The organism is Desulfobacter sp. UBA2225 (assembly GCF_002348205.1).
Lineage (GTDB): Bacteria > Desulfobacterota > Desulfobacteria > Desulfobacterales > Desulfobacteraceae > Desulfobacter > Desulfobacter postgatei.
This window is the reverse complement of the sequence record NZ_DDYV01000106.1, coordinates 1-26,644: the sequence shown is the minus strand read 5'-3', so window position 1 is coordinate 26,644 and position 26,644 is coordinate 1. Positions and strand designations below refer to the sequence as shown.

28 protein-coding genes and 1 pseudogene are annotated in these 26,644 nt (G+C 48.8%); 17 read left to right on the top strand and 12 right to left on the bottom strand.

Going from position 1 to position 26,644, the window contains the following annotated elements; all coding sequences use genetic code 11:
* Window positions 1–76 precede the first annotated feature (76 nt).
* The 14 genes from B3D59_RS05855 (at window position 77) to fliW (ending at window position 10,148) form a co-directional block, all read left to right on the top strand.
* On the top strand, window positions 77–1,546 hold the full coding sequence (locus B3D59_RS05855; RefSeq protein WP_286818383.1) for a hypothetical protein: 1,470 nt from the start codon (window positions 77–79) through the stop codon (window positions 1,544–1,546).
* Between the two features lie 12 nt (window positions 1,547–1,558).
* Window positions 1,559–1,855: a hypothetical protein gene (locus B3D59_RS05850; RefSeq protein WP_286818382.1), complete on the top strand. Its 297-nt coding sequence runs from the start codon at window positions 1,559–1,561 to the stop codon at window positions 1,853–1,855.
* Window positions 1,852–2,451 (top strand): hypothetical protein, encoded by a 600-nt coding sequence (locus B3D59_RS05845; protein WP_286818381.1) that lies wholly within the window; start codon window positions 1,852–1,854, stop codon window positions 2,449–2,451. The genes B3D59_RS05850 and B3D59_RS05845 overlap by 4 nt, the downstream gene beginning before the upstream one ends.
* Window positions 2,448–3,380 carry a flagellar hook-length control protein FliK gene (locus B3D59_RS05840; RefSeq protein WP_286818380.1) on the top strand — a complete coding sequence of 311 codons (933 nt, stop codon included), beginning with the start codon at window positions 2,448–2,450 and terminating at the stop codon, window positions 3,378–3,380. Before B3D59_RS05845 ends, B3D59_RS05840 begins: the two co-directional genes overlap by 4 nt.
* A gap of 2 nt (window positions 3,381–3,382) precedes the next feature.
* The gene (locus B3D59_RS05835; protein WP_286818379.1) at window positions 3,383–3,667 is read left to right on the top strand and encodes an EscU/YscU/HrcU family type III secretion system export apparatus switch protein; all 285 of its coding nucleotides are present in this window, start codon (window positions 3,383–3,385) and stop codon (window positions 3,665–3,667) included.
* Between the two features lie 345 nt (window positions 3,668–4,012).
* On the top strand, window positions 4,013–4,705 hold the full coding sequence (locus B3D59_RS05830; RefSeq protein WP_004071170.1) for a flagellar hook-basal body protein: 693 nt from the start codon (window positions 4,013–4,015) through the stop codon (window positions 4,703–4,705).
* Between the two features lie 12 nt (window positions 4,706–4,717).
* Entirely contained in the window at window positions 4,718–5,500 is a 783-nt protein-coding gene (gene flgG / locus B3D59_RS05825) for a flagellar basal-body rod protein FlgG (protein ID WP_286818377.1), read from the top strand.
* Window positions 5,501–5,522: 22 nt separating this feature from the next.
* Entirely contained in the window at window positions 5,523–6,509 is a 987-nt protein-coding gene (flgA, locus tag B3D59_RS05820) for a flagellar basal body P-ring formation chaperone FlgA (RefSeq protein WP_286818376.1), read from the top strand.
* A gap of 14 nt (window positions 6,510–6,523) precedes the next feature.
* Window positions 6,524–7,252, top strand: coding sequence for a flagellar basal body L-ring protein FlgH (locus B3D59_RS05815; RefSeq protein ID WP_286818374.1), 729 nt, complete (start codon window positions 6,524–6,526; stop codon window positions 7,250–7,252).
* 27 nt (window positions 7,253–7,279) lie between these two features.
* The gene (locus tag B3D59_RS05810) at window positions 7,280–8,305 is read left to right on the top strand and encodes a flagellar basal body P-ring protein FlgI (protein WP_286818372.1); all 1,026 of its coding nucleotides are present in this window, start codon (window positions 7,280–7,282) and stop codon (window positions 8,303–8,305) included.
* Between the two features lie 21 nt (window positions 8,306–8,326).
* Window positions 8,327–8,635, top strand: a complete 309-nt coding sequence (locus B3D59_RS05805) for a rod-binding protein (RefSeq protein ID WP_286818370.1) — start codon at window positions 8,327–8,329, stop codon at window positions 8,633–8,635.
* Window positions 8,636–8,798: 163 nt separating this feature from the next.
* Window positions 8,799–9,302, top strand: a complete 504-nt coding sequence (flgN, locus tag B3D59_RS05800) for a flagellar export chaperone FlgN (protein WP_286818368.1) — start codon at window positions 8,799–8,801, stop codon at window positions 9,300–9,302.
* A 162-nt stretch (window positions 9,303–9,464) separates the two neighbouring features.
* Window positions 9,465–9,716: a carbon storage regulator CsrA gene (gene csrA / locus B3D59_RS05795; RefSeq protein WP_286818366.1), complete on the top strand. Its 252-nt coding sequence runs from the start codon at window positions 9,465–9,467 to the stop codon at window positions 9,714–9,716.
* A 6-nt stretch (window positions 9,717–9,722) separates the two neighbouring features.
* Window positions 9,723–10,148 (top strand): flagellar assembly protein FliW, encoded by a 426-nt coding sequence (gene fliW / locus B3D59_RS05790; RefSeq protein WP_286818364.1) that lies wholly within the window; start codon window positions 9,723–9,725, stop codon window positions 10,146–10,148.
* A 10-nt stretch (window positions 10,149–10,158) separates the two neighbouring features.
* Here fliW and B3D59_RS05785 read toward each other — a convergent pair whose 3' ends face one another.
* The 4 genes from B3D59_RS05785 to B3D59_RS05770 form a co-directional block, all read right to left on the bottom strand.
* On the bottom strand, window positions 10,159–10,605 hold the full coding sequence (locus B3D59_RS05785; protein ID WP_286818362.1) for a flagellar protein FlaG: 447 nt from the start codon (window positions 10,603–10,605) through the stop codon (window positions 10,159–10,161).
* A 340-nt stretch (window positions 10,606–10,945) separates the two neighbouring features.
* Complete coding sequence (locus tag B3D59_RS05780; RefSeq protein ID WP_286818360.1) at window positions 10,946–11,725, bottom strand: SagB/ThcOx family dehydrogenase; 780 nt, start codon at window positions 11,723–11,725, stop codon at window positions 10,946–10,948.
* 109 nt (window positions 11,726–11,834) lie between these two features.
* The gene (locus B3D59_RS05775; RefSeq protein ID WP_286818358.1) at window positions 11,835–12,272 is read right to left on the bottom strand and encodes an ORF6N domain-containing protein; all 438 of its coding nucleotides are present in this window, start codon (window positions 12,270–12,272) and stop codon (window positions 11,835–11,837) included.
* A gap of 34 nt (window positions 12,273–12,306) precedes the next feature.
* Entirely contained in the window at window positions 12,307–13,419 is a 1,113-nt protein-coding gene (locus B3D59_RS05770) for a Glu/Leu/Phe/Val family dehydrogenase (protein WP_286818357.1), read from the bottom strand.
* Window positions 13,420–13,713: 294 nt separating this feature from the next.
* Between B3D59_RS05770 and B3D59_RS05765 the strand changes: the two genes are divergently transcribed.
* Together B3D59_RS05765 and B3D59_RS05760 are read left to right on the top strand one after the other, a co-directional pair.
* Entirely contained in the window at window positions 13,714–14,211 is a 498-nt protein-coding gene (locus tag B3D59_RS05765; protein WP_286818355.1) for a flavodoxin family protein, read from the top strand.
* A gap of 132 nt (window positions 14,212–14,343) precedes the next feature.
* On the top strand, window positions 14,344–15,258 hold the full coding sequence (locus B3D59_RS05760; protein WP_286818354.1) for a radical SAM protein: 915 nt from the start codon (window positions 14,344–14,346) through the stop codon (window positions 15,256–15,258).
* A gap of 29 nt (window positions 15,259–15,287) precedes the next feature.
* Here the strand turns inward: B3D59_RS05760 and B3D59_RS05755 are convergent, their stop codons facing one another.
* The 6 genes from B3D59_RS05755 to B3D59_RS05730 all read right to left on the bottom strand — a co-directional run bounded on the left by B3D59_RS05755 (window position 15,288) and on the right by B3D59_RS05730 (window position 24,121).
* Window positions 15,288–17,165, bottom strand: a complete 1,878-nt coding sequence (locus B3D59_RS05755; protein WP_286818353.1) for a Glu/Leu/Phe/Val dehydrogenase dimerization domain-containing protein — start codon at window positions 17,163–17,165, stop codon at window positions 15,288–15,290.
* Between the two features lie 65 nt (window positions 17,166–17,230).
* Window positions 17,231–19,495 carry a molybdopterin cofactor-binding domain-containing protein gene (locus tag B3D59_RS05750; protein WP_286818352.1) on the bottom strand — a complete coding sequence of 755 codons (2,265 nt, stop codon included), beginning with the start codon at window positions 19,493–19,495 and terminating at the stop codon, window positions 17,231–17,233.
* A complete protein-coding gene (locus B3D59_RS05745) occupies window positions 19,492–20,928 on the bottom strand; it encodes an FAD binding domain-containing protein (protein WP_286818350.1) in 1,437 nt (478 codons plus the stop codon). The genes B3D59_RS05750 and B3D59_RS05745 overlap by 4 nt, the downstream gene beginning before the upstream one ends.
* A complete protein-coding gene (locus B3D59_RS05740; protein WP_286818349.1) occupies window positions 20,925–22,199 on the bottom strand; it encodes an amidohydrolase family protein in 1,275 nt (424 codons plus the stop codon). Before B3D59_RS05740 ends, B3D59_RS05745 begins: the two co-directional genes overlap by 4 nt.
* A complete protein-coding gene (locus tag B3D59_RS05735; RefSeq protein ID WP_286818347.1) occupies window positions 22,196–23,011 on the bottom strand; it encodes an XdhC family protein in 816 nt (271 codons plus the stop codon). Before B3D59_RS05735 ends, B3D59_RS05740 begins: the two co-directional genes overlap by 4 nt.
* Before the next feature lie 531 nt (window positions 23,012–23,542).
* On the bottom strand, window positions 23,543–24,121 hold the full coding sequence (locus B3D59_RS05730; protein ID WP_286818346.1) for an HD domain-containing protein: 579 nt from the start codon (window positions 24,119–24,121) through the stop codon (window positions 23,543–23,545).
* Window positions 24,122–24,424: 303 nt separating this feature from the next.
* On the opposite strand from B3D59_RS05730, the gene B3D59_RS05725 reads away from it, so the two are divergent.
* Window positions 24,425–25,222: an alpha/beta hydrolase gene (locus B3D59_RS05725; protein ID WP_286818345.1), complete on the top strand. Its 798-nt coding sequence runs from the start codon at window positions 24,425–24,427 to the stop codon at window positions 25,220–25,222.
* A gap of 547 nt (window positions 25,223–25,769) precedes the next feature.
* Here the strand turns inward: B3D59_RS05725 and B3D59_RS05720 are convergent.
* Window positions 25,770–26,303, bottom strand: a complete 534-nt coding sequence (locus B3D59_RS05720) for a DUF1499 domain-containing protein (protein ID WP_286818344.1) — start codon at window positions 26,301–26,303, stop codon at window positions 25,770–25,772.
* Window positions 26,278–26,644 (bottom strand): annotated as a pseudogene (locus B3D59_RS05715) (transposase); the annotation flags it as partial. The pseudogene B3D59_RS05715 and the gene B3D59_RS05720, both read right to left, overlap by 26 nt.

Genomic DNA, 26,644 nt, shown 5'->3' with positions numbered 1-26,644 from the left:
GCCTGGTATTTGCTTTATTTCAATCAATTAAGACAATCAATAAGAATCCATTTGTTTTGAATTTTAGGGGGGAGCTATGTCAGACCCGATTTTGGAAGAAGAAGACGATCTAATTTCCCAGGATGATATTGATAAACTTCTGGATATCTCTTCCGAAGATGAGGATGCCGGCGAGTTGTCCCAAGATGATATAGACAGTCTGCTCAACGGGCCGCTTCTGGATGACGATGACAATTTTGAAGACGATGGCGGTGAATTATCTCAGGATGATATTGACCAATTCATGAATGATTCTAAGGAGTCTGATTCAGATGACGATGACGAATTGATCTCACTGGAAGATATTCAGGGTGCAATCAGTGGCGATACCCAGGCGAATGATGCATCCGAGTCTGAACCTGAGGATTTAGAATGGGAATCAAACGAGAACGATGTGGCGGAGAAAACGACCGAGTCTGTGATCGTTAACGACACCCCGGCCACGGAAGCCTTGGGCCAGGAAAAAGACCCCTTTGATGAACCCATAGATGAAAGCCAGGCTGCAGAGGTGACCGATTGTATGATCACCCAGGAGGCCATGGATGCGCTGATTGAGGCCGGCCTGCCGGCCCAGGATCTTCCGGAAGCCGATCCCAGGGACGATCGAGAGGATAATCTGCCGGACAGGATAGACCTGATGTCTGCAATAGATGGTCGCGGCGCGGATGATGACGTAACCCAGGAAGATATTGATGCCCTTCTCCAGCAGTCATATGAGCAGGAGGGGTTGCTGGATGGAGATGAGGATATCCTCATATCCCAGGACGACATCAATACTCTTCTTATGGCCGCAGATCAGGAGGATGAAGATCTACTCGGCGATATTGGGGGAGAAGACGATGCGCCTGATATGCAGGACCAGCTCGATGATGCGTTTGATAACCTGGAATCCGACTCGGATCAGGTGGTTCTGGAAGGCATTGAAGGTGCTGAAATTTCCGGCGAAAATAGACCTGTCCCAGCAGGACCGTCGAAAAAAGGCGGGCGGATCAAAGCCTTTCTCAAGTCAAAGGTGATGCTTGCTGCCGCTTCTGTCCTGCTGTTCATGGGCATATCCGTTCCATTAAGTTATTTTCTGTTTTTTTCAAGTACGCCTGTGCCACTGCCGGAAAAACAGACCGCATCGTTGACCGAAATTGATCTTATCCGGGACGGCCAGGCTAATTTTCCTGCAAAGATACCGGCTCCCGCGCACAGTCGCAGCCCAGGAACAATTTTGTTAACAGATTTTATCATTCTTGCCTCAGATCAAAGCCGGACCATGACCTATGTGTATGCAGATGTCTCTATTGATTATTCAGATCAAAGGGCTTATGATGAAATAAATAGTAATCTTGCCTTTTACCGGGACTTAATTTACGGCGCTATCCAGACCCGGCTGGTGTCGGAAAAAAACAATGATGTGACCGAAGCTGATCTGCTATCGGGTGTGGAGGGCTCATTGAAAAAGGTGTTGCCGCCCCAATATATTGAAAAGATCAGTTTTAAATCTTTTAAAGCAACTTAACACTGGAAACAAATGACCACAGTTCATGGACATAACCAGATTTTTCAGCAATCCGGTATTGCCCAGGATTTGGCCCAGCAGATCCAGTCCCCAAAACCGGATCCTGACCAGGCAGCCATACAACATCAAAATCAGCAGGTGGTGGAAAATACAACTGTTCAGGAAAGCGAAGAAACACTCTCTTTAAAACAGGAAAAAGAAAAACGACAAGAGGTGCTTAAAGCCAAACGTGCAAAAAAACAGCCTTCCAAAGATGACCTGCCGCCGGACCCCGATGGATCGGGCCGACTTTTAGATATCACGGTATGATGCTAAAGGTTCCCACCGAATTTCTTGTTGTACTTTCACTTATCATTGATCTGTTCTTAATCTTTCTGCTGCTTCTCTTTATCCGACGGGCCAACCGGCTTGAACGCAATCCCAAGCCTATACAGGGAAGTGATCTTGGCGACATTGCCGCCCAGACCCGTGAAAAAGCCCAGGTTATGGCCAGGGAGGTCCTGACGGAAGCGTCTGAGATTATCGAACCTATTTTGGAAGCCTCAAAGATTGCGGCCATGGAGTTTGAGCGGCTGGTACAGGAAAAACAGACACTGACCAGGAAACTTGATCAGTCCCTGGATTCAAAAATAATCAGCATCAATCTGCTGTTATCCCGGGCCAACACCCTATACAGCCAGCTTGAAAATCAGCATAAGTCCCTGCTGAATGCCCTGCCCAAGGGAGGATCTGCGTTCTTTCAGAAAGAGACAAATGTCCTTGATCAGCAGCAGCGGATCATAGATCTTTACTATCAGAAGATGGATGTTGACACCATTGCAGAAAGACTTTCCATACCCAGAAGGGAGGTTTCGCTTGTCATTGACCTCAAGGAAAAATTTATTGCAATGGAGAAGTCCAGATGATTCCGAGCCATCCCCTTACGTCCCTGATACTTAGCGGCAGCAGCCAGGAACAATCCAAACTGTCAGGTATCATGAATTTAAAGCCCGGGCAGATTGTCCCGGATTCAAACCCACGTCCAGAGGCGGATAACTCCTTTCAGAAGACCTTTTCCCAATCTTTTTCACTGGCAAAAATTTTCCAGGGATTGAGTGCGCTCAGCCAGACCCAGGAACCGATTCTGAGTGATATCCTTATGGAACTTTCCCTGAAATCCGATGTCCGGGATGATCAGTTCCTGTCCAAAGTCATAAAAAATATGGGCTTAGGCTTTGAAAAGAAACTGGCAACCGCTCTTGAAAAGGCCGGGGATAAAAAAACGGTTGCGCATGAGATCAAACAATTGGCGACCCAGGACTTAAAAGCTGCCTCTTTATCCCTTGCCGGCACAGAAGGTGATCCGGCAAAAGCCTCTGTATTGAAACATATTTCAGAGGCGTTGGATAATTTTGCCCAGTTAAATGTCAAATCAGGGGATAGTGGGCAAAGTCAGGATGGCGTACGATTTCTGATGCCGTTTCCTGTCTGGCGGGAAGGTGGCTTTGATTTCGGCCAGCTCATGGTAGACATGGGAAAGAGGGGCACAGCAGATACAGAAAAAAAGATGCTCAGTATTTCCTTTTTATTGAACATGACCGCTCTTGGCCCCTTACGGGCAGATTTTTCCATTCTGGATAAAACCATTGCCGGCCGATTTTTATTGGAAAATCAGGCAACCTGTGATTACCTTGCCCCAAGAATTTCAGAGTTGAGACAGCGTCTGGCAGAAATCGGATATCAGGCAGGAAACATCGACTGCCAAGTGGCCCGACCGGAACAAATTGCCCCGACCAGTTTAATGCTTTCCATGAAAGCACCCGATGAGATTCCGGGTCTCAATATTGTGGTTTGACCATGACACCTAAAGACAAAAGAAAAAAAGCAGTTGCCCTGAAATATGACAGGCTTAAGGACGGGGCTCCGGAGGTCACCGCTAAGGGCCAGGGCAAGGTGGCTGAAAATATCATTGCCCTGGCACTGGCCCATGGCGTTCCGGTCAAGGACGATCCTGACCTGGTGGAGGTTCTGGCATCCCTTGACATCAGCCAGGAAATTCCGCCTGAAATATATGTGGCGGTGGCCGAACTTCTTGCTTTTGTTTATGGGGCCAATGCTAAAAGGCCCGAAAAAAAGTCCTGATGTTGTCCGGAATCATTATTCTTCAAGCTTTTTACTGTCAATAAGCCGATTGCATTTATGACAGGCCATTTTATACTCCCAAAACAGTGGGAAAAAATTTCTGGGTGCGTCAAATCCGGCTGCCTCAGGTGTCGGCCTTTTGGCACATTATGTTTAAAATCAACTTGTTTCCCTTTAATTATAAGCTTTAAAAGATAATTTTTCCTGAAAAGAGCGTTGTTCAGAGTCTATAATTAATTAAAAAGAAATATGGCACTCCATTTGCATAGAGTGTGGATAAGGTGGAATTAAACCAATCAATGCCGTAGAAACACCGGCAAACCATGCAAAGGAGTAAACTGCCCTATGATTCTTGAAATGACGCGGCCGACCCAGGGCGGGTTAAGGCAGGAAAGAAAACTTGAAGCCGTCTCCAATAATCTGGCCAATGCCTCCACCATTGGGTTTAAAAAAGATTTCGTCAGTTTTGATAAAGCGTTCAAGGCCCGGGTGGATCAGGACTTTACCCAGGGTGATGTTATAAAAACCGATAATCCCCTGGATGTGGCCTTAGGCCCCCAGGGCCTTTTCAAAGTGGAAACCCCGGACGGCATAAAATACACGCGAAACGGAAATTTTTCTTTGAGCAGCGAAGGCATTCTTGTGGATAAAAGCGGTAATCCTGTCATGGGTCAGGGCGGGGCGATCTTCATTGATACTGTCGACCCGAATACAAGTGTAAATATTGATGAATACGGGCAAATATTTTTAAATAATGAAATTTTGGATACCCTTGATGTGGTCTCCTTTGAAAACATGAAAGGGCTTGAGAAAACCGGAGATAATCTGTTTGTCTATACCGGAGATACAGCAGATGAAATTCCCCCTGAAAATGTCAGGGTTGAAGCCGGCTCCCTTGAGCAGGCCAATGTTCAGGTCGTAGAAGAAATGGCTAAAATGATTGATTATCAGCGGATGTTTGAAACTTACACCAAGTCCATGAAGACATTTGATGAAATTGATTCAAAGGCAATAAATGACGTAGGGCTGTTTACATAAAGGAGTAAACTTATGATACGGGCACTTTGGTCGGCAGCTACAGGAATGATGGCCCAGGATACTCAGATTGGCGTTACCGCCAATAACCTGGCCAACTCTTCCACCACCGGGTTTAAAAAATCCCGGGCAGCATTTGAGGATTTAATGTATATGACCCAGCGGGTCGCAGGACAGACAACCCCCGGCGGGGGACAGGTGCCGACCGGAATTCAGGTGGGCATGGGCGTGAATACGGCAGGTGTTCAAAAAATATTTACCCAGGGAGATTATGTCCAGACTGATAATCAGCTGGACTTTGCCATCCAGGGAGAGGGATTTTTCAGGGTCCTGCACGGGGAGGAGGATATGTATACCCGGGCCGGGGATTTTTCCCTGGACAGCGAGGGGTACATCACCTCCCAGGCAGGGGACCGTCTTCAGCCCGAGATATCCATCCCTTCGGAGGCTGTTACGATTACCCTGGACAACGACGGGACCCTAACCGTATTTGCCGACGATAAGACCATTCTGGCCACAGAGCAGGTGCTTGTAACCACCTTTGTGAATCCCGCCGGACTATATGCCGTAGGCGGCAATCTGTTCAGGGAAACCGAAGGTTCGGGCACCCCCCAGGAAAATACGCCGGGGGAAAACGGGGCCGGAACCGTGTTGAACTACTATATTGAAAGTTCCAACGTAGATGTTGTAGAGGAAATGGTCAGTCTCATTTCAGGCCAGCGCACCTATGAGGCCAATTCAAAATCCATCACCACCGCCGATAGTATGCTGTCAACCGCGGTCCAGTTAAAATCTTAAAAAACATTGAATGGATACCGCCATGAATACCTCCACGATTTATAAAAAATTTTTGATGGCAGTGTCCTGTCTGGCCTGCATGTTTGCTTTCAGTCTGCCGGTCTTGGCCACCCCGCCGGAGAAAATTATTATTGAGGTTGCCCGGACAGCAGAAGTGATAAGCCCTCTCATATATTTAGGAGAGATCGCAAAGATAACAGCCCCTGATTTTTTCAAAGAAGAACTGACCCGCATTGATCTTGGGAAATCACCCGGGGCCGGACGGATGACACAGCTTTCAGGTGAAAGGATTACAGCCGCCATAACCGCCATGGGCCTTAATGACAATGATATTAATATACAGGTGCCTAAACGGGTGTTTGTCAAACGCGCCGGCCAGGACCTTGACCCGTCCTACGTGGAAAAGGAGCTTGGACAGTTTTTATCCGGCTTTTTGCCAAAGGATAAATTCAAGTTAACGGCCTTCAGTGTCCGGGGGATTGAACCCTATCCCAAGGGCAATTTATCCCTGGTGTTTGATAAACGATATACACCTTCAGACAATGGCCGCCTGTCCGTTCATGCCGAAGTTTGGGTGGACGGCGTCAAACAAGACCGATTGACCGTCACAGGGCGTCTCTCACAGATGAAGCCTGTCGTTGTAGCGGCAACGCGCCTGGAAAGGGGACAGACCATTACCCCGGCTGATGTCACCCTGCGCGACATGGACCTATTCGGACAGCAGCCGGATGTAATGACTTCGGTTGAGCAAGTCAACGGTATGGTGATAACCCGGACCATTGACAAAGGAGAATGCGTGACCAGGGGTGAATTCAAACAGGCGCCGGCCATTGAAAAAGGCGCTGTGGTAAAACTGGTGGCCCAAAAAAATCGTTTATCCATTGTTACGTTAGGAATCAGTAAGGAAGACGGCTATCCGGGCCAGCCTGTGACAGTGCAAAATTTAACATCGGGAAAAGTGGTGCGCGGCATTGTTAGGGCAGACGGCACCGTGGAAGTCGTTTTTTAGCCAGGAGGTTTGGTATGCAGTCCATTCATAAACAAATAATACGGGGGGGCGTCGCATTGTTGCTGACGCTTATGACAGGGACGTTTACCGGTTGTATGTCCGGTGGCGGGGAGCCGGCCTTCAGCGTTGTACCCCAGGAGACAATACCTGCACCTGCCGTGCAACCTGAATACACCATGGCAAAGCCTGTGGAAGGCTCTCTTTGGACGGCGCAGAACAGATTCCTGCTGGATGACACCAAGGCGGCTTATGTCGGGGATACGGTCATCGTGGATATTGTGGAGAACGCATCTTCGGAAATGGAGGTAAATTCCGAGGGCGGGCGGGCAACCAATATGTCGGTGGGGGTGCCGACATTGAATGCATTCGGAAAAGTAACACATCTTGGCGGCGGTTCTGATGGGGGCAACCTCATTGACACCAGTTTTGAAAATTCCACCAAAGGGGAGGCCGCAAGTGACCGGTCAGGTCAGGTAACCGCCTCTATTGCGGCCCGGGTTACGGAGGTGATGCCCAACGGCAACTTGAGCATTTTCGGGCGCAGGGCCATGAAAGTGGATAATGAGGTTCAGTACATCATGGTCTCAGGAATTGTCAGACCCGAGGACATTGATTCGGACAATCGGGTGGAATCCACCTCGTTAGCGGACTCTCGCATTGAGTACTACGGCAGGGGGGCCCTGGCCGACAAACAGAAACCGGGCTGGGGTACGCGGATAATTGATAATATTTGGCCCTGGTAAGCCTTGGGGGATAAAGGAGTGGGCATCATGAACAATCTGTTGAAAAAAACAACCATCGGTATAGGGGCCGTGCTGTGTCTGCTTTCCCTCTCAGAGCCCGCCATGGCCACCCGAATCAAGGACATGGCCGCCATCCAGGGGGTCCGTTCCAATCAGCTCACCGGATACGGTCTGGTGGTGGGGCTTAACGGCACAGGAGATAAGAACAATATTCTATTCACCCGCCAATCTTTGACCAATATGCTTAAAAAAATGAATCTTCATTTTAACAAAAGCCAGATCAAGGTGAAGAATGTGGCCGCCGTCATGGCCACGGCAAATATTCCGCCCTTTGCCCGGATCGGGGACCGCATCGACATCACGGTTTCGTCGTTAGGTGATGCCACAAGCCTTAAGGGCGGAACCCTTTTAATGATGCCCATGAAAGGGGTTAACGGTAACGTTTATGCCATTGCCCAGGGTGCAGTAAGTCTTGCGATACCCGCCGGTATGAACGACCGGAGCAGTCATCTTCTCACGGCCCGGATTATCGACGGAGCCACAGTGGAGCGCGAGATCCCATTTCGTCTGGAAGGAAAAGAACAATTGACGTTGTCCCTGTTCCGGCCGGATTTCACCACGGCCCGGCGGGTGGGCGATACCATCAATGCCGCTTTAGGGGAAGGGATTGCAAAGATTATTGATGCCGGTTCCATCCGTCTGAACGTGCCCGAATCCATGCAGCAGGAACATGTAGCCGAGTTTATTGCCGATGTGGAAGGGCTCTCTGTGGTTCCGGATACCGTTGCCAAGGTTGTGATCAATGAAAAAACCGGTACGGTGGTTATCGGCAGTGAGGTGACCATTTCAAATGTGGCCGTGGCCCATGGAGATCTGAACGTGACGATCCAGGGACAAAACCCCCAGTATATTATGGAGCTGCCCGGCACCTCCACCATCGGAGAACTGGTTAATGGACTGAACTCTTTAGGGGTCCAGCCCAGGGACCTGATCAGTATTCTGGAAAGTATCAAGGCGGCCGGGGCGCTACAGGCCAGTCTGGAGATACTTTAGAGTTATTAGAGGGGAAAAATTATGCCTATTCAAATGCCTGGGGTTATGACGCCTGTTACAGATACCCAGAATACGACCAATACGGCCCGGCAACTCCAGCGTGAAAAAGATCTTGAAAAAGCCTGCCAGGGGTTTGAGGCTTTAATGCTCAATACCTTGATGCAGCGTATGCGGGACACCCTGCCCGGAGACAGTCTTTTCCCCGAAAGCAATGCCTCTGACGTCTACCAGTCCCTACATGACCAGTTTCTTACGGAAAATTTATCCCAGGGGCGTCGTGTAACCGGCTTCAAAGAGTTTTTATACCAGCAGCTTCAGGACTCAGTTTGACAGCCTGTTGAAAAATTTTGATTGTATTGGATCATGGCATAATAGTTGCTTTTTTAAATCTGCACAAAACGAAAAACGGAAAATATTTCCTTGTTTTACGGATTGAGAATATTCTTAACTATTCAATATTGCAGTTGATAGAAACAAGATAAGGAGAATGGATATGGAAAAAGCTGCCGATAGTATCCAAACGCTGCTTAAGGAAAAACTTGCCTTCTACCAGCAGCTGAACCTGGTATTAAAGGCTGAAAAAAAGGCTATCGGAACCGTTGACATTGGCATGATATGGGAAACAACCAGAGCAAAAAAAGATCTTATCGGCAAAATAGAAGAATTGCGAAACAATATTCTTGTTGCCTGCCAAAATCATTTTCCCGGCATGGATAAAAAAACGGATACCTTTTCCCTGGGCGCACTGGTAGATGCTCTGCCGCTGCCCAACAAAAACAAAATCCAGATAAGACAGCTCAAACGAACCATTGATAAAGAAAAAGAGATCGTGGCCCATTTTATAAAATCTAATCAAATTCAGGTTAAAAAGCACCTGTCCGTTGTGGATAACATCATGGCGTTAATCGGAAACAACGCTGCTCAGGCCCGATACACCGGCAATGGGATGGTGACCCAGGGAAGAAAGAACAGCTGTCTGTTCATGGCCCAGGTGTAGCACGACCTGCGCGAACAAAGGTTGACTCTGACGTTGCATATGATTATAACAATGGTACGTTCGGCGATGAATTTAAGAGTCATTTGGGGCGGTCTGTAAGTCCTTTTTGAATTCAACGGCTAAAAATATTAATGTCAGCCTGATGGATTATTTGTTAAGCCTATGCTTATTCTAACACGAAAAGTTGGTGAGAGTATCGTCATTGCTAATGATATCATCGTAAAGGTGGTTGAAACCGGCAAAAACAGCATTCGGTTAGGTATTGATGCGCCCCGGGAAATATCGGTCCTGCGACAGGAGGTATTTGACGCCATTCAAAAGGAGAATATCCTTTCCTCCCAGGGGACAACAGATAATATTGATATTGCAAAGGCAGCCAAACTGATAAGTAATAAGGACAAGGAGTCTGAATAAAAAGTAATGAAGATTCATACAAGGCAATTGGGTGAAGTGAATATTGATGATGATAAAATCATCAATATGCCGGAGGGTATCCCCGGATTCAGGCAGCAGAAACGATATGTTGTTCTTGATAAAAAGGAAACCTCTCCTTTTTATCTGTTTCAATGCGTGGATGACCCGAATCTGGGCTTTGTGATCATGGACCCCCTTCGTTTCTATCCAGATTATACACTCTCTGTTAAGGATTTTGATAAGACGATTAAATGGGAATTTGGAAAGGAAGAGCTAACCTGTTTTGTCATTATCACTATTCCCCAGGGCAAGCCTGAAGATATGACGGCGAACTTTATGGCGCCTATTGTGATTAACAATGAAAGAAAAGAAGGGATGCAACTGATCCTCCAGGGCAGTCCCTACTCACACCAGCAACCGCTTTTGAAATAAAAAAATCAAATTACACATTCGTACTGAAAAGAAGGCCGCTTAAGTCCTGCATTTTTTCACGAAGCTCAAGAATTTCCTCTGCAGGGAACTGCTTGATGACTTCATCGGTTTCTTTGTCCATAATTTTGACCACCACATCCTCGGTGCCCTCGTCGATGGTAAAATTCAGCCTGGTCTGAACAGTGTTGGCGAACGCTTCAAGGGCTTCCACCATCTCTTCGACATCTTTTCTGGTCAGTTTGGCCTGATTGCCGGAAGTTTCACTCTTTTGTTCAGAAGTCCGGGTTTCAGCGCGCTTAATATTTGCCGAAGAAGATGGACTCTGCTTTAATTCGGACAGCGTATTAATGTTTGCACTTACTGTCTTGGCAGTAGCTTCCTGACCCCGAATACCGGGTTCAGGTCTATCTGTATTGGTTATTGAGCTTCCTGTTACATTCATATTTTTTACCTTCATAGGGTAAACAATTCCTATCGGCTGATGCTGAGAAGTCTTGAAATGCCCTTTGACCTCCGGTGGCTCTCCAGGGTTGCTTTCCCGTGCTTGAGATGTTTAAAACTTTTTCCACTTGGTTTTTATGCCTTTGTATCTCAACCCCGATGTTTTCGTCAAGCATTAGGATCAGTCCAACGCCTTGTTTAAGTTTCTTCATGTTGTGGGCATAAGACGTCATGGTCCCATTTTTTGTATTGTGCGGTCAGGAGTTATTGTTTTTTTATCTATCTTCTTTGACTTTGGGCACTATTCATGAATTCTTAATGAATTCTTAATAGTATCGACAAAAATCGGTAATACTTTATACAGAGTTCTTATAATTTTTTTTTACCTTTCCCACAGGGGCAAGGTATATTGCAAACTCTTCTTCACCATCAAGACCGAGCAGTTCATCTAATTCTTCCTGATCGTAAGCGGCAATCGCACAGGTCCCGGCATCAATCGTCTCACAGGCAAGGTATAGATTCTGGCAAACATGGCCTGCATCCAGAGCAATGACCTTATGCGCTGCCAAACCATACCGCCATTCCATTCTATACGGTATGGCAGACCAGATGAACGTAACAGCCGATTTGCCCGGATAGGACTGGTTAAGGGAAGCAATGATCATTTTTTCTGACAGCAGGTCATCCTTGAATTCAAATACGAGTTGATGGGAAAGGGGTAAATATCTGTAAACGCCGGGCTCAATGTCATCCACATTAAAAACGGCAAGATAAGTTTCAATAGCATGACGACAGCCGGCGGACGGCACATTCCTGTATGCATGTCCGTGAAATCTTTTTCCCCTGACACCCTGGGTACACCACAACAGGTAAGCCAGCTCTTCTAATGTCAGGCTTTGATTCAAATAAACCCGATGGCTCTTTCTGTTGCCTATGGCATGTGTGAGATCTGTCTGGGAAATCCTATTCCATTCATCAGGACCAGGAAGATCTATTAATATTGCGCCCTCAGAATATGATTTTTCAATGGGAGGGACTGGAACGCCCAGGTTTTGGTCAGTAAATTTGAAAGGAATTGTTTTACGAATACTATCTTTGAGAAAGTATCGATACTCTTTGAATTTGTCATCCTTCATGATTTCTCCTGAAAAAGTGGTTTTGTTCAAAAGAGGTTTTAAAATCATATTTTTCGTTTCGGCTGGTTATCATTAGCCAGCAACTCATCCAAAACAAAAAAACACCACCTCAAAAATCTTCATCTGTCTGCTGCTTCAGTTCCTCCAGGGCTTTGCGTAATTTTTGATTTTCAGCGATCATATTGCGCATTTTGGTAAAAGTGCGCATGATCTGGATGTTTACCTGAATTGCCCGGTCACTTCGCAATACACTGGAAAGCATGGCAACACCTTGTTCCGTGAATACCATAGGCGGATATCTTAAACGCCTCTGATCAAAAGTGGGGGTTGCAATCCGTGACCTTAAATTTGCAAATTCCTCTTTTGACAATTCAAACATAAAATCATTGGGAAAACGGTTCATATTTCTTCTGACAGCCTGTTTTAAGCGCTTTGTTTCAACTCTATAAAGGGCTGCAAGATCGCGGTCTAACATCACCTGAACGCCTCGGATAAGATAAATTTTTTCTGTAATTTGTTCAGTGGTAACAAGTTCTATTTCAGCCACCTTATCTCCTGTCTTAATACCACAGGCTATGATATTAAAAAATCCCCCAGCGCTTCAGCGCCATGGCCTTCATTACCCTGCGTTGAGCCAGATCCAGAGCAGCTTCCCTGGGGAGGATGTTCTTTTGTTTGGCCTCTTCCAACATAGTGCGGGTATTGGCGCTGATTTTATCGCGGATGTTTTCCATGGCTGTTGTCTGGGATCCTCCGTGATATTCCACCGCAGCGCAGATAACACCGCCGGCATTGGCGATGAAGTCGGGCAGGTTCAGCACCCCCTTGGCATGCAGATACTGCTCTGCTTCAGGGGTCAGCGGGATGTTGGCCCCTTGCGCAACCAACTTTGTTTTCAGGCGATGGACGTTGTCCTTATTCAGGATGTCGGGTCGGGCGGCAGGCACCCAGATGTCACAGTCAAGGTCAATCACCTCTTCACTCTCAAGCTTCTTACCCCGTGGATAGTCCAACACCGAGCCTCCGCCCGTCTTGATCCGGACCAGTTCCTCCACATCAATACCGTTCGGATCGTGGATGGTTGCCCTGGAATCGGCCACCCCCACCAGGATAACGCCTTTTTGTGAGAGAAACCGGGCCGCATGGCTGCCCACCGCGCCAAAGCCCTGTACCACAAGGCGCGCACCGGCAAGGGGAAAGTTGCAGTACTCGATCGCAACCTCTATCGCCTGCTGAACACCGAACCCGGTGGCACCGATCACGTCAAGGGGAATGCCGCCCAACTCAAAGGGCAAACCCACGGAACGGCCGATTTCATCCTTGACCCAGGCCATGCATTCCTCATTGGTGCCCATATCCGGACCGAAAATATAATCCTTCTCATTACGCAGGGCATGGGCAAAGGCACGAATCAACAGTTCCTTTTTTCCCGGATCCATTTGCGGATCACCGCAAAGCACGGACTTGCCCCCGCCATGGGGAAGTCCCGCTGCCGCGTTCTTCAAGGTCATGGCCCTGGCCAGACGGGCACATTCGACCGTGCTTACATCTGCCGCCATGCGCAGTCCTCCAATGGAGGGGCCGGTGGCGACATTGTCTACCACGAGTACCCCTTTAAGGCCAAGGTGCGGCTGATAAACATGAATAACCTTAGCCGGCCCTAAACTGTCACCCAATGCAAAAATGTCTTCCACAGTAGTCTTGCCTCCTCTGTGATCGGGATAGTATTAAAAGGATGGAAATATCCTTTTCTATAAAATTAAGAATAACAAAGAACAAAACGATTATCAAGAACCTGAAATATAGCCCGAATGGGCAGGACGAGCAACATGTACGGGATTGTGCCCGGTTGGGGTTTCGATGCCAAATCAGCCTTGACATGATAAATAGTTTGCTATAGATGACTTTACGAACTCTCAAATACAAAACGAATCAAAGACCTATTTTCCTTTCAACGATATCCCGGAAAAGGAGTTTTGAGCCTAACCATGAAACAGGAAATCACCACGCCCCCTCAGGACGCCAACGCAAAACTCAAACTGATGGAACCCTTTGGCGAAACTTCTTTTGATCGCCATTATCTCGCTGAAATCTGCGATAACCCGCTCACCGGCGCATTTAAGAAAAAATCCGTGGTGCATGCCGGTCTTGGGGGCACGCCCGTAGCAACCGAAAAGAGCGGCTTGTTCGGTACCCTTGGCGCCTATCCCGATTCTGATCATGCGCGGGAGTGCCTGAAAAATGCAAGAGCACTTGTAAAGGGCAATGAAATCCTGGGAGAATTTCTATGCCAGGGCAAGGTGGACCCGGCTTTAATCAAAATAATGGAAACAAAAATGATGGACGCCCCCCATCACAGCATGACCCCGGAACGCAGGGCCAGACTTGAAGAGGCCGCCAAGCATCCGGAGAAAAAAGACCTGGCAGATGCCAGGGCACTGTTTTTTAAACTGGCACAAATCGCTGCCGGGAAGGTGTCTGCCTGACACTCCCAGAAAAGGCTGGAATCCAAAAAATTGCATTATTTTGCTGATACGGTTAGGATGGTTCTCAATATGGAAATAGTGATTCTGTTTTGCAGTTTCATATATTGACAACAGAAGGAAAAGGAGCATGCAATGTCAGCCTTTCAAGCAGCCTATATTGAGACCAAAGAGAAAGGACTACTCCGGGATAAAATCAATAAAGCGCGACATCTGTTAAAATCCTGTGAGCTTTGTCCTAGAGCATGTAAGGTCGACCGTCTTTCCGGGGAGTTGGGTGAGTGTTCTACCGGTGAAGAAGCGGTTGTTTCCAGTTTCAATCCCCACTTTGGAGAAGAACCGCCATTGGTCGGGGCTTTTGGCTCAGGCACCATTTTTTTCACCCACTGTAACTTGAAATGTAATTTTTGCCAGAATTACGATATCAGTCACGAGGGAAACGGAGAGGAGTGTGGACTCGGGCAGTTGGCCGGCATGATGTTGATCCTGCAGAATAACGGTTGCCATAACATTAATTTTGTGACCCCCACCCATGTGGTGCCACAGATTTTGTCTGCCCTTGACATGGCCATTGACGGGGGATTAAGGATACCCCTGGTATACAACTCCAGCGGATACGACAAGGTGGAAACGTTAAAACTGCTGGAGGGAGTGATCGATATTTATATGCCGGATTTTAAATTTTGGGATCCGGCTATTTCCGAACAGACCTGCAATGCGCCGGATTATCCCCAAATAGCCGCAAAAGCCGTTGTCGAAATGCATCGACAGGTTGGCGATCTGCAGCTTGACGAAAAGGGTATTGCCACACGAGGGTTACTGCTCAGACACCTGGTCATGCCCTCCGGGATGGCCGGGACCGGGGAGGTGATGTCATTTATTGCCAACCATGTCTCAAAAAACACCTATGTCAACATCATGGATCAATATCGCCCTTGTGGGAAGGCGCTCCACGTGAAAGAATTAGCAAGGCGCGTCTCTGTGACTGAATTCAACAAAGCTGTCAAAGAGGCTAAAAACGCGGGGATCACCCGATTTGCAGCATTTTAGATAGCGCCCGGACGATTGATCCCCAGTCTTCAGCCTTCTGTCTGAAGCAGGCGGAACAAGGTTTTCCTGGCCAGGATATCCCCCGAAATAATGCCCAGGACCCGGTTCTCATCCACCACGGGCATGGCTGAAATTTCATGGTTCTCCAGTATCCGGATGCAGTTGAGGATACTGGTGTCCGGCCCGGTTGACACCAGGTCCGTAGTCATGATTTTTGTCAACGGCGCATCCATGGGCAGTTTCAGGGCTGTGGCCCGGGTGATGTCCCAATTGGTCACGATGCCTATGGGCCGGCCCTTTTCCGATACCACCGTAACAATAGACAAATGGCTCTCCACCAGAAGTTCGGCGGCATCTCTTATCTGCTTGTCCAGGCCGATGACGGGTGCCGGAGCCATAACATCCCTGGCGGTTTTGGATTTTTCTTTTGATGCAATCCGCCGTACCGATATCTTTTCCGCCACTTCACAGGGCAGACTGTCCCCGTCCTGGCACAGCCCCTGGATGAGTTCTTTCATATTGGCGGGAATAACGGTTTCCAGCTTTTCCAGGGCGGCCTTCTGCCGCTGTTCCGCCAGGCGTTGGAATTCAGTGCGGTGTTTGTCCAGCCACCCCTGGATTCCACCGGGGTCACCCAGAAGATCCTTTGGAATATAGAGATGGCGGGGGGTGGGAATGATCCTTTCATGGGCAGCATAGATAACCCCTCCTGCATTGACCAGGTAATCGGTAGCAATGAGGATCCCCCTGTCCCGAAAAACATGACGCTCCATCCGTCGACGCTGGGCTTTCCGGGCCGGATCCGGGGAATAGGTATTGGCCCCTTCCACAATCATTTGCCATTTGCCCATCCGGTCGCAGGTCATGGAGGGGGAGGTTATAGGGGAAACGTCCAGATAATTAAACACGGGTGAGGCCGGAATCAGGCAGAAGGCCGACTCGGTGAGCAGGTTGTCCGGGTTGTTGGAAAAGACGGTTTTAGAGCCCACCGGGTGAGAACCGTGCATGATCCGTTCGTGGTAATAAGCCCCGGCAACGTTCCCCAAGGTTTTCCACATACTGAACAATTCGGACCAGGGCAGGCCGTCCGGATTGAGCAGATAGCCTGTGGCGTCGCTGATCCCCTTTATCCTGGGTCGGTAGTTGCGGGTGTTCTCATGGAATAGCCTTGCGGTATTTGCCCCTACGGCCCCGAAGCCCTGGATGAGTACATCCAGTTCCCCGGCAGGGGGGATCTCCATGGTTTTAAACTGGGGCAGTTCCCTGAGGCGGGGAAGATGCTCTACCAGGGCATTGAACGCCGCAACCACTCCCTTGGCGGCTGCGCCCAGTTCGTCAATCCGGTTCCCGCCCATGTCCGCCGGCTTGGAAACCACGTTATCAATCCCGTTTTCAATGGCGAAAATTTTCATGTCCTGGTCATTGGTCCCCACATCCGGTCCCGGGATGTAGATATCCTTATACCGCTTGATCAGTCGGCCAAACCCCTTGATAATCTCTTTTCGCTCTTTTTTGTCCATGGCACCGGGACAGACGATCCCGGATTTACCGCCCCCAAAGGGCAAATCGGCAGCCGCATTTTTCAGGGTCATGCCCCGGGCCAGGTTATGGATGATATCCGGGGTGATATCCGGCAGCATCCGGGTGCCCCCCATGGAAGGCGCTCCCATGGCCAAATTGTCCACCACCAGGTAGCCGCCGATTTCAAGGGCGCTTTCCCTGTCCCAGAGGCAGGAAACCAGCCTGGGCCCCAGGCGGTCCACGCGGATGCCCAGCCGCTGAAGGCTGTCCACATCCAAAGGCCCAAACTCCAGAAAGCAGAAAGGACCGTCCTGTATCAGCCGTTTTTCCCGTACACTTTCAGATAGAGCATCTTCCAAAAAAGATTTCATTGTTTTAGGAATCATAATTTCCTCCTTTTGATCGGAACAATTTGTTATTGTTGAAGCAAAATGATCATAAGAACCTAACCCTATACCCCTGCCCTCAATTCCATAAACAAACGCTCGGGCGTAATGGGTGCACAATAGGAAGCGTTCTCACTGCCGGCGGCCATCTTTATGGCAAAAAAAGCCCCGATTCCGTACATGAAAGGAGGCTCCCCCACGGCCTTGGAACCCTTAACCGCTCTGTCGTTATGGGCATCCTCCAAAAATTTTACTTTCATATCCAAAGGGGCGGAAGAGATATCAGGCATTTTATAAGTTCCCGCAGTGGCCGTAAGGGGTCTGCCCGCCTCGCTGTAACGCATCTCTTCCATGGTCACCCATCCAATCCCCTGAACCATGCCGCCTTCAACCTGGCCAAGATCAATGAGGGGATTTATAGATCGCCCAAGGTCATGCACCACATAGGCCTTTTCTATCGTGTAGGTTCCCAGTAAGCGGTCCACTTCGGCCTCAAAATAGGCTGTTCCGTAAGTATGGTAGGCAAAGGGACGACCCTTCTCGACAGATGTATCAAAGTGAAGGTCCGGTGTGGAATAGTGGGCTTCAGCGCTTAACTGCACCCGAGAACGATAGGCTTGCATCACCAAATCCTCCCAACCGAGCCCACAGGCTTTCTCCTCTCTATATAACCGGCTGTCTCTAAGTGAAAAATCCTGCCATACACATTGATATTGATCGGCCATAAATTTAAAGAGGCGCTCTTTTATCATCTCACAGGCCATCAGGGCGGCCGCCCCATTCAGGTCGGTTCCGCTGCTGGCAGCGGTGGGACTGGTATTGGAAACGCGGGTGGTATTGGTGGATTCGAGCTTAACCCGCTCAGGAGCGATCCCCAGGCTCTCGACGACGATTTCCCGGATTTTGTGGTTTACCCCCTGCCCCATTTCCACAGCCCCCGTACTTACGCCCACGCTACCGTCCGTGTAAACGTGGATATGCGCCCGGCCCTGGTTTAAAAACATGGTGGTAAAACTTATGCCGAAACATACAGGCATCAGGGCATACCCTCTGCGGTAGCGGGAGACTTGACCGGAAGAATTCTTCTCTTTCCTTCGGGCGTCGTCAATGACACGCATCCGTTTCTCAAGGTCATAATGCGCATATGCCTTGTCCCAACAGCGCTCGGCCCGGGCATTTTCCGCCGCCATGCCATAGGCAAAACAATCTCCCGTTTTAATCAGATTTTTTCGCTGCAGTGTTTCTACGCAGATCCCGCTTATTCCGGATGCCTCCCGGATGGCCGCTTCAAAGACGAACATGGCCTGGGGAGCACCGAATCCCCGGAAGGCGGTGTTAGGGGTTATGTTGGTGCGGCAGGAAGCTGCTGTGGCATGTACGTTGGGTACATAATAGGATGCGGTGGCGTGGAAGAGGGTTCTTTCCAAAACAGAAGTGGACAAGTCGGCCGCCGATCCGGCATTCTGATAATAGATAACCTTGAAGGCCAAAAATTTTCCCGCCCCATCCAGGGCCAGGGTAAAATCAGAGCTATAGGGATGCCGTTTGCCCGTGGCCCGCATATCATCGGAACGTCTTAAAACCATACGGCATGGAACACCTGATTTTTGAGCCCCCAGGGCGGCAAAACAGGCCCAGGTATTGGCTTGGATCTCCTTGCCCCCAAAGCCTCCTCCCAGTCGCCGAACATCCACTTCAATCCTGTTCATGGCCAATCCGCAAACCCTGGCAACGCATCGCTGCACCATAGTGGGAGCCTGGGTACTGGAAGCCAGATGGAGATTCCCCTCCTCCGAGGGAGTCGCTACGGTGCCCTGGCCCTCCAGGTAAAAATGCTCCTGGGCGCCCGATTCGGCCTCTCCCTTGGCGACATATACTGCAGACGCAATGCCCTCTTTCACATCGCCCAGGGTAAAGGATCGTACCGGGGCAATCAATTGATTCCGGTTATAGGCTTCCCGCGGATTCAGAACAGGGGTTTCTTCGGCAATGTCGATTTTAATAAATCCCACCGCATCCCTGGCAGCCTCCTCAGTCCAGGCATAAACCGCGGCCACCGGCATACCCGCAAAGGTCACCTCATCCTCGGCCAAGAGGAGTTCGTCCTGAATTATGCCGCCGATCTGATTTTCCCCGGGAATATCCTTGGCGGTAAGGATGAACGCTACTCCCGGAACCTCCCGAGCGGCGGAAATATCCAAATCCCGAATTTTTCCCCTGGCTAAGGGAGAGAAGAAGACAACACAGTGCAATCCACGGGCGGGGAAATCCCTGTCATCCACATAGCGGGTAAGCCCCATCACATGATAGGTGGTATCAGGATTGATCATAGCACCCCTCCTTTTACAAAATCGCCGTAGGAACAGGTATCGGAAAAACAGTGCAGATAGTGATCCGCCATGAGGGCACAAGCCAATCGCCTTTTATACTCGGCACTCCCCCGAATATCGTCTATGGGACTGATCTCTTCCTGCAGGACTTCCATGGAGCCCAGAAATGTTTCCCTGGTCAGGGGTTTTTCCCTAAGCCACGCCATGGTCTGACGGGCTGTAAAGGGGATGGGTGCCACACCGCCAAAAGCCAAACCAACAGAAGCCAATGCCTGGTTATTAACCGTAAAAACCGCCGCGGAGTTGCAGCCGGCGATATCCAGACGTTTTCGCTTACTCACCTTGGCGTAGTTCCATAATTGGGTGCCATCCTGTTTTGTCACCAAGAGGGATTCCACAAGCTCATCGCTGTTGAGGTCCAACTCTTTATAGCCCAGAAAGAACTCCCTTAGAGGCAGTCGACGTCGGAAACCTTTGGACGAAACCAATTGGATTTGGGCATCCAAGGCCAGTAGAAGAACGGCACAGTCCGCAATGGGTGAGGCATTGACCAGATTGCCCCCTATAGTGGCCCGATTCCGTATAATATGGGAGGCCATGACTATCAGCTTTTCACGCCACCCGGGAAATTGATCAATTAAGTGAGGATCTCGCATCAACTGCTCCATGGAGGCTGATGCGGGGATTTCTATCATCCCTTCCTTTACCTGGATAGGCTCGGATTCGGGTATGAGGAACCGGGGTCTCGACTTATTCAGGGTGTCTCCCTGTTGAACATACAGATCGGTGCCCCCCGCAATAAGAAGCCGATCTTTTTCAAACCCCTCAAAGGTCAAATCCGGCGAATCAGCCAGGCAGTTACCTCTCAGCTTGGCAAGTCTCTGGGGGATAGTGGCAAAATAGGCAGGAAGCAGGTCCAGTTCAATCAGTCCCTGAAGGGAAGGAACCTTACCCAACAAAGGTTCAACGGTCTGCGCCACGGCCCGGCGAATGGATCCGTAGCCGGTACATCGGCAGATATTACCGTCCAGGGCATCCACAGCTTCCTGGAGGGTAACGGTCCTCCCCTCCAGAAGATAACCGGTGAGGGAGAGGATGAATCCGGGGGTACAAAATCCGCACTGGGTCGCGCCCTGATTGATAAAGACTTGCTGGAGCCGATTGGGTCTCTCCCCCTGAAGTCCCTCTATGGTCACAAGATGGGTGTTGCTGATCTGTCCTGCCGGCATAAGACAGGAAGGCATGGGCCGGTAGCCAACCAGGGGGAATCGTCCCAGTATCACTGTACAGGCGCCGCACTCACCTTCCCGGCAGCCTTCTTTGGTTCCGTACAGTCCCAAATCTTTTCTCAGAAGATCCAGGACCGACCGGCCCTGCGACAGGCAAAGGTCCATCTCTTTGTCATTTAAAATAAATCGACAGCTTTTTTTCATAATTGCCTACCTGCTAAAATCCTTATTTTAATATGCCTGTCGTCCCCGGCGTAAAGGAACCGCTCCAATTGATTGAGGGGAGACAAATCTACCGCTTCAGGCAGTCCCATATCAATGGCAAGGGCGTCAAAACTCATGCCCGGCTCAAAGGCACCGCAAGGCACCCATCCCTGGCGGGTGAAAAATTTACCATTTCCCATGGTGGCCAAATAAAAGGCTTCCGAAAGGGTTACCGCTCTGTGATTCTCTTCGGGCCGCAAAATCCGAAGCAGCGTGGAAGCCTGTACCGCTTGAACAACCGACCGATACATGGCAAGGGTGTGCCCGGCGCCCACATCGGAGCCCAGCCCCAGGTTGACACCCGTGTCCAAATAGCGCCCCATAGGCATGATGCCGCTGCCCAAATTGATATTGGCGCTGGGGCAGTGAACCAGTGTGGCTTCCCGCTCCATGATTAGATTGATCTCCTCATCATTTAAAAATATGGCGTGGGCCATCAAACTCGCCGGCCCCAAGAGGCCGCAGTCATTATACACATCGGTATAGCTGCGACTTTCGGGGAAGAGCTGGGAGACCCATTGAACTTCGGTGAGGGTTTCGGCAAGATGAGACTGAACCGGCAGATTCAACCGTTGAGAGAGCCGGCCCAGCTCTTTCATGAGCTTTTTCGTGCAGCTCGGCGCAAAACGAGGGGTAACTATGGGCCGGACCCTGCCCTGTCCCGCCAATCTCCGGCAAAATTCTTCACTGCCTTTGAAGGAGGCTTCGGAGGTCTCCTTAAGATCATCCGGCGCATTCCGATCCATGTTGACCTTGCCCACAAAAGCAATCAGTCCGGCCTTTTCCAGGGCTTGCGCCAGAATCAGGGTCGATTCCAAATGAACCGTACCGTAAACCACAGACCGGAGGCTGCCCTGCCGCAGAAGTTCGGCGGCAAACAAGGGATAAAGCGCCCGGGCATACGCTTCATCGGCAAAGCGGGACTCCCGGGGAAACGTATGATTTTCCAGCCAATCGAGCAATCCGAGAGCCAGCCCGACCCCCATCTGCATATGCTGGGGCGCATGGACATGGAGATCAATAAAAGAAGGAATAACTACCCCCACTCCCAAGTCCTTTACAGGAAGAGATAAAAACCGAGCCGGTACGTCCCTCTCCAGGGAGAGGAGTTTCCCATCCTCAACGATGGCGACAGCATCTTTTCTTACCCTGAATTGACCCGGTGTGGGCGTGTCGATAAAATGGCCTTTGTATAATGCTGTCAAACTCACCGGTCCCTCATATGACAAATTTTATTTTTCCTGTATTTAACGGCGCTTATCTCTGCGGCAACGGATAGAGCGATCTCTTCGGGAGAAGCCCCTCCGATGTCCAACCCCACCGGGCTGTAAAGATGGGAAAGATCCACATCCTTTCCATACTCTTTTTCAATGCGGGCGATAAAATCGGCTTTTTTAGCAGACGAAGCGAGCATGCCCAGATAGCAGGGACGCACACCCCTATCTAATAAGGCCCGGGCTACATCATAATCATTTGCATGGGAAGGGGTGCAGATAATAACATAGCTGGACTCATCAATGGGTGCTCTGCGGGCATAGGATTGAAAAGACTCATGAATACACTGCCCGGCCTCGGGCAGCTCCGGAAAAACATCCTCCCTGTCATCCACAAGGATGATGTGATAACCCAGCAACCCTAATTGTCGGACCAGGGCTCGGCCCACATGCCCGCCACCGAAAATATAGACGCATTCGCCGCCGAAAAGGTATTCGTAAAACAGCTTAGCCCTCCCGTCACAAACCATAGGCACGGTTTTGAGGCCTTCTTCAACGGTTCCCTCTTGAAGACGATAGGATACAAGGCGACTTTGACGATCCTTTAAAATCTGCTTTGACACATCCATGGCTTCATATTCCAGAGCCCCTCCGCCCACGGTACCCACCGAGGAACCATCGTCCTGAACAAGCATCTTTTTGCCCACGGTCATAGGGCCACTTCCTTCCTTTTCCACCACGGTGACCAAAACACAGGCTTTTCCCTGGGACGTAATTTCAGATATTTTCCGGAATAGATCAATTGTCATTTATCAGTCCTCTCAAAAGTACATGTAGGCAAGTCACAATCGCATCTGACCCAAACGCGTCTCACCGGAATAATTGATCGCTTGTATCCTCAAACAATGGCACCCGATCTACCAATTGCCCCTGTACATATATATATACATGCAGGTGATGACCCGTGGTCCGTCCCGTAGCACCGGATCGACCGATAATCTATCCCCTTTTTACAATATCCCCCAGAGACACGTCGAATCTACTCACTTGAAAGTACAGGGAAATAACACCGTTGCCAGGATATGTTCAGCCAACAATGAAGTACTGACCGCTGCCAAACGGTCTCGTTTGCTCCTGCCCAAGCCCGGACCAAAAGTTTCCGGCGCCCCGGCTTGATGGTAAGCACATCCGTACCCAACATGGCAATCGCGACATGATGTCTGTTCCATTGATTCCATCAGTTTGAAAAATTTAAATTCGGTTCATTTCAGCTGTTAAAATCTCCATCAAGGGTCAATAATAGATCCATTTCCCTGGCTTTATCTTGCTTTCACTCCATATTAGTCGTCTCCTTTCAACCCTATCTCAACGGCAACCTCACGCATTCCCATGATCGTATCCGTAATCATATCGCCCAATTCAACCCCCAACATATCGGCGCCTTTCTGGATAATTGATCGATCAACGCCCGCCGCAAATCTTTTGTCTTTCCACTTTTTCTTGACCGATTTGGCTTTCATGTCCATGACGCTCTTTGACGGCCTCACCAACGCCGACGTTGCCACCAGGCCGGTAAGCTCGTCAACGGCAAAAAGCACTTTTTCCATGGTGCTTTCGGGCTTAACATCCGTGCAAATACCCCATCCATGGCTGACCACGGCACGGATCAAATCCTTGGGCCAATCGTTTTCCTTTAAAATTTCTTCGGTCTTTTTGCAGTGCTGATCAGGAAACCGCTCATAATCAAGGTCGTGGATCAAGCCCACAATACCCCATGTATCTTTATCCTCACTATATTTTCCGGCCATGTAACGCATCACAGCTTCGACGGCAAATGCGTGTTTGATAAGGCTCTCGCTCGTGTTGTATTTTTTTAGAAGCGCCAAGGCTGCGTCACGTGTAGGTATTTGACTGGTCATCAGGTCTCCTCTTTATTGTGATTTTTTTTTGAATACAGCAAATACTTAGGAACGAATTTTAAATAACTTGCCCATTTCAAAACAGGCGACCATTCTAGGCTGTACGTTTGAAAATTCTAACTGGGCATCTTATTTCGTGCTCATTCCTTAGCATAACCTTCATTCGCCTAACAAGCCCCTGAAACGAACGAGGTCGCACCCCAATAATTGTCTTAGGCCATTTTTTCGGTTAAGTTAAGCAAAAGTCAGGTTTAAATAATGTTAAGACGAAACCCTGTAAAAGAGACAGACAAGGAGAATCCAATGGAAAAAAGTCATACCAATCCATACGCGGCCCTGGATCAGCCCCAGGTGCTTCAATTTTTGTTTCACCCAAGGCGTGATACTTCGGAAAAGGCAGTTTCCGAAAAGGAGCATTTTATTCCGGTTGATCAGGATATTGAAGTCGGAGCGGCCTTTCACCTCGCAGATCGGTCATTTCCCAACATCCTTTTCTTTCACGGCAATGGCGAGATCGTATCCGACTATGATGATCTTGGCCCCATTTTCAACCGTATGGGCATCAACTTCCTGGTGGTGGATTACCGGGGATACGGTAAATCCTCAGGCTCGCCCACGGTCTTTTCAATGCTTCTGGACTGCCACACAATTCTGGATTTTGTCGTTAACGAACTTAAAAATCTCAATTTCACAGGTTCTCTTACTGTTATGGGCCGTTCCCTTGGGAGTGCATCGGCTCTGGAGTTGGCTGCCACCCGCCAGGACAGCATTGACAGGCTGATCATCGAAAGCGGATTTGCCCATGCAGCCCCGCTTTTGAAAACCCTTGGGCTTGATCCTGACATGATCGGTTTTCAGGAATCACAAGGATTCGGCAATGCCGATAAAATCAAGCATTGGAACAAACCGCTTTTAATTATTCATGCACAGTTTGACCATATTATCGACTTTTCACAAGGAGAAGTGCTTTATAACCTTTGCCCGTCTGCCGACAAAGACCTTTTGATGATCCCCGGCGCAAATCACAACGATATTTTTATTAAGGGGTTTGATATGTATTTAAACAGCCTGAAAAATTTTCTCCTTCCACCGGACTTGTAGGCAGACATGAGCCATAATAAATCGTTATACCTGATACTGAAAACCCAGTATTTTATATATTTCGGCGTGCTGGGAATTTTTGCTGAACGGCTATTTGTATGAGGCATATGGCGCTCGTCTCTTTTTGATGAGCGCATGTGTGTCACTTGCCGCTGCGGTTGTATTTAGATTCTTGGGCCGCTGATTTGTGGAAAGCAGGGTGGAAAATAGGGGACAGACCTCTTTTTTATTCATGGTTATTGTTTAGTTTTCTTCATTAATCAGGAGCGCGGTCGGGTGGGAACGTTTTTTGTGCCCACCGGTTGTCCATAAACTTGAAGCCCATCTGATTTATCGTTCAGGCACAAAATATTATACATACAATGGTGGGCAACGCTGCGCTTTTGCCCACCCTATCTGGCTATTTTGAAAGAAGATAGAATTAGAAAATCGTGATCTGTCTCCTATTTTCGTACTTGCAAAAGGCAGCCTGAAAACCAAGAATTTTTCCAACGCTTTTTTAAAACGTTGGGGTTAATCATGTATAAGCTTAAGAATATCGTTCGAATCATTGGGCCTGTTTTAATTTACTTTGAATCCGCTCAATTCGTTTTCGATTGATACCGAAGTCGGTATATCCAACACGTGAAGCGGATCGAATATGAATGACCTTCTCACTGGTTTGCGCTTCTGAAAAATAAAACTCCACGTCATCAACAAATCCAAAAAAAGTTGACTTGAACTCCGCTCTAATATAATTTTCTTGAGCCATCAATATCTTTGCCTGGTGTTCAGATTCAAGTACCTGCAGGAGATTAAATCTCGCCTTCTGCTGTACACCAGTGTAGTCAATAGGCTGAATATAACATTTTTCACCAATCGCCTGACTGTTAACGCAGTTTGGTGTTTTAGGGCATGGTGTCAATTTGCCATTATTTACACCCAGATCAGGTATAATCCCAGCACACCCCATTAGCAAGAATGAGCTTATTAAACCAACCATATATATTTTTTCCATATTTCTTTTATCCATTTTTATATTGTAATTGATTGAATTGATTGGGGTCAGAGTAAAATTAAATCTTTGGCTTCCGCCACCCAACCGGCCTTCCTCTTTTCTTTTCCTTAACGCGCCGGCCGGTTAAGGCTTCGATTTCTTCACGGAATTGATCATTGCCGACAATCATGCCCTTGTTGGTTGCCTTTCTGATTTGTTCTAATACAGTGTCGCTGAAATGATGCTTGAATAGTTCACGATATTTCTCCCGGCGTTTGTCTGAATCCCTCCCAAGGTTCAAATATTCAGGGTGGGGAATACATAAATCCGAAACATTTCCCAGTGCATTGATCCGATAGCTCGACCAGCGATAGTCCTTAGGATTTGAAACAATCCCGGCTCGGACAGGGTTGAGTTCAATATACCTGTAAACTTCAAGCAAATAC

Bases quoted from the DNA above. Each gene is read 5' to 3' on its own strand.
- B3D59_RS05855 (WP_286818383.1), top strand. From the start codon at position 77: ATGTCAGACCCGATTTTGGAAGAAGAAGACGATCTAATTTCCCAGGAT.
- B3D59_RS05850 (WP_286818382.1), top strand. From the start codon at position 1,559: ATGACCACAGTTCATGGACATAACCAGATTTTTCAGCAATCCGGTATT.
- B3D59_RS05845 (WP_286818381.1), top strand. From the start codon at position 1,852: ATGATGCTAAAGGTTCCCACCGAATTTCTTGTTGTACTTTCACTTATC.
- B3D59_RS05840 (WP_286818380.1), top strand. From the start codon at position 2,448: ATGATTCCGAGCCATCCCCTTACGTCCCTGATACTTAGCGGCAGCAGC.
- B3D59_RS05835 (WP_286818379.1), top strand. From the start codon at position 3,383: ATGACACCTAAAGACAAAAGAAAAAAAGCAGTTGCCCTGAAATATGAC.
- B3D59_RS05830 (WP_004071170.1), top strand. From the start codon at position 4,013: ATGATTCTTGAAATGACGCGGCCGACCCAGGGCGGGTTAAGGCAGGAA.
- flgG (WP_286818377.1), top strand. From the start codon at position 4,718: ATGATACGGGCACTTTGGTCGGCAGCTACAGGAATGATGGCCCAGGAT.
- flgA (WP_286818376.1), top strand. From the start codon at position 5,523: ATGAATACCTCCACGATTTATAAAAAATTTTTGATGGCAGTGTCCTGT.
- B3D59_RS05815 (WP_286818374.1), top strand. From the start codon at position 6,524: ATGCAGTCCATTCATAAACAAATAATACGGGGGGGCGTCGCATTGTTG.
- B3D59_RS05810 (WP_286818372.1), top strand. From the start codon at position 7,280: ATGAACAATCTGTTGAAAAAAACAACCATCGGTATAGGGGCCGTGCTG.
- B3D59_RS05805 (WP_286818370.1), top strand. From the start codon at position 8,327: ATGCCTATTCAAATGCCTGGGGTTATGACGCCTGTTACAGATACCCAG.
- flgN (WP_286818368.1), top strand. From the start codon at position 8,799: ATGGAAAAAGCTGCCGATAGTATCCAAACGCTGCTTAAGGAAAAACTT.
- csrA (WP_286818366.1), top strand. From the start codon at position 9,465: ATGCTTATTCTAACACGAAAAGTTGGTGAGAGTATCGTCATTGCTAAT.
- fliW (WP_286818364.1), top strand. From the start codon at position 9,723: ATGAAGATTCATACAAGGCAATTGGGTGAAGTGAATATTGATGATGAT.
- B3D59_RS05785 (WP_286818362.1), bottom strand. From the start codon at position 10,605: ATGAAGGTAAAAAATATGAATGTAACAGGAAGCTCAATAACCAATACA.
- B3D59_RS05780 (WP_286818360.1), bottom strand. From the start codon at position 11,725: ATGAAGGATGACAAATTCAAAGAGTATCGATACTTTCTCAAAGATAGT.
- B3D59_RS05765 (WP_286818355.1), top strand. From the start codon at position 13,714: ATGAAACAGGAAATCACCACGCCCCCTCAGGACGCCAACGCAAAACTC.
- B3D59_RS05760 (WP_286818354.1), top strand. From the start codon at position 14,344: ATGTCAGCCTTTCAAGCAGCCTATATTGAGACCAAAGAGAAAGGACTA.
- B3D59_RS05755 (WP_286818353.1), bottom strand. From the start codon at position 17,165: ATGATTCCTAAAACAATGAAATCTTTTTTGGAAGATGCTCTATCTGAA.
- B3D59_RS05750 (WP_286818352.1), bottom strand. From the start codon at position 19,495: ATGATCAATCCTGATACCACCTATCATGTGATGGGGCTTACCCGCTAT.
- B3D59_RS05745 (WP_286818350.1), bottom strand. From the start codon at position 20,928: ATGAAAAAAAGCTGTCGATTTATTTTAAATGACAAAGAGATGGACCTT.
- B3D59_RS05735 (WP_286818347.1), bottom strand. From the start codon at position 23,011: ATGACAATTGATCTATTCCGGAAAATATCTGAAATTACGTCCCAGGGA.
- B3D59_RS05730 (WP_286818346.1), bottom strand. From the start codon at position 24,121: ATGACCAGTCAAATACCTACACGTGACGCAGCCTTGGCGCTTCTAAAA.
- B3D59_RS05725 (WP_286818345.1), top strand. From the start codon at position 24,425: ATGGAAAAAAGTCATACCAATCCATACGCGGCCCTGGATCAGCCCCAG.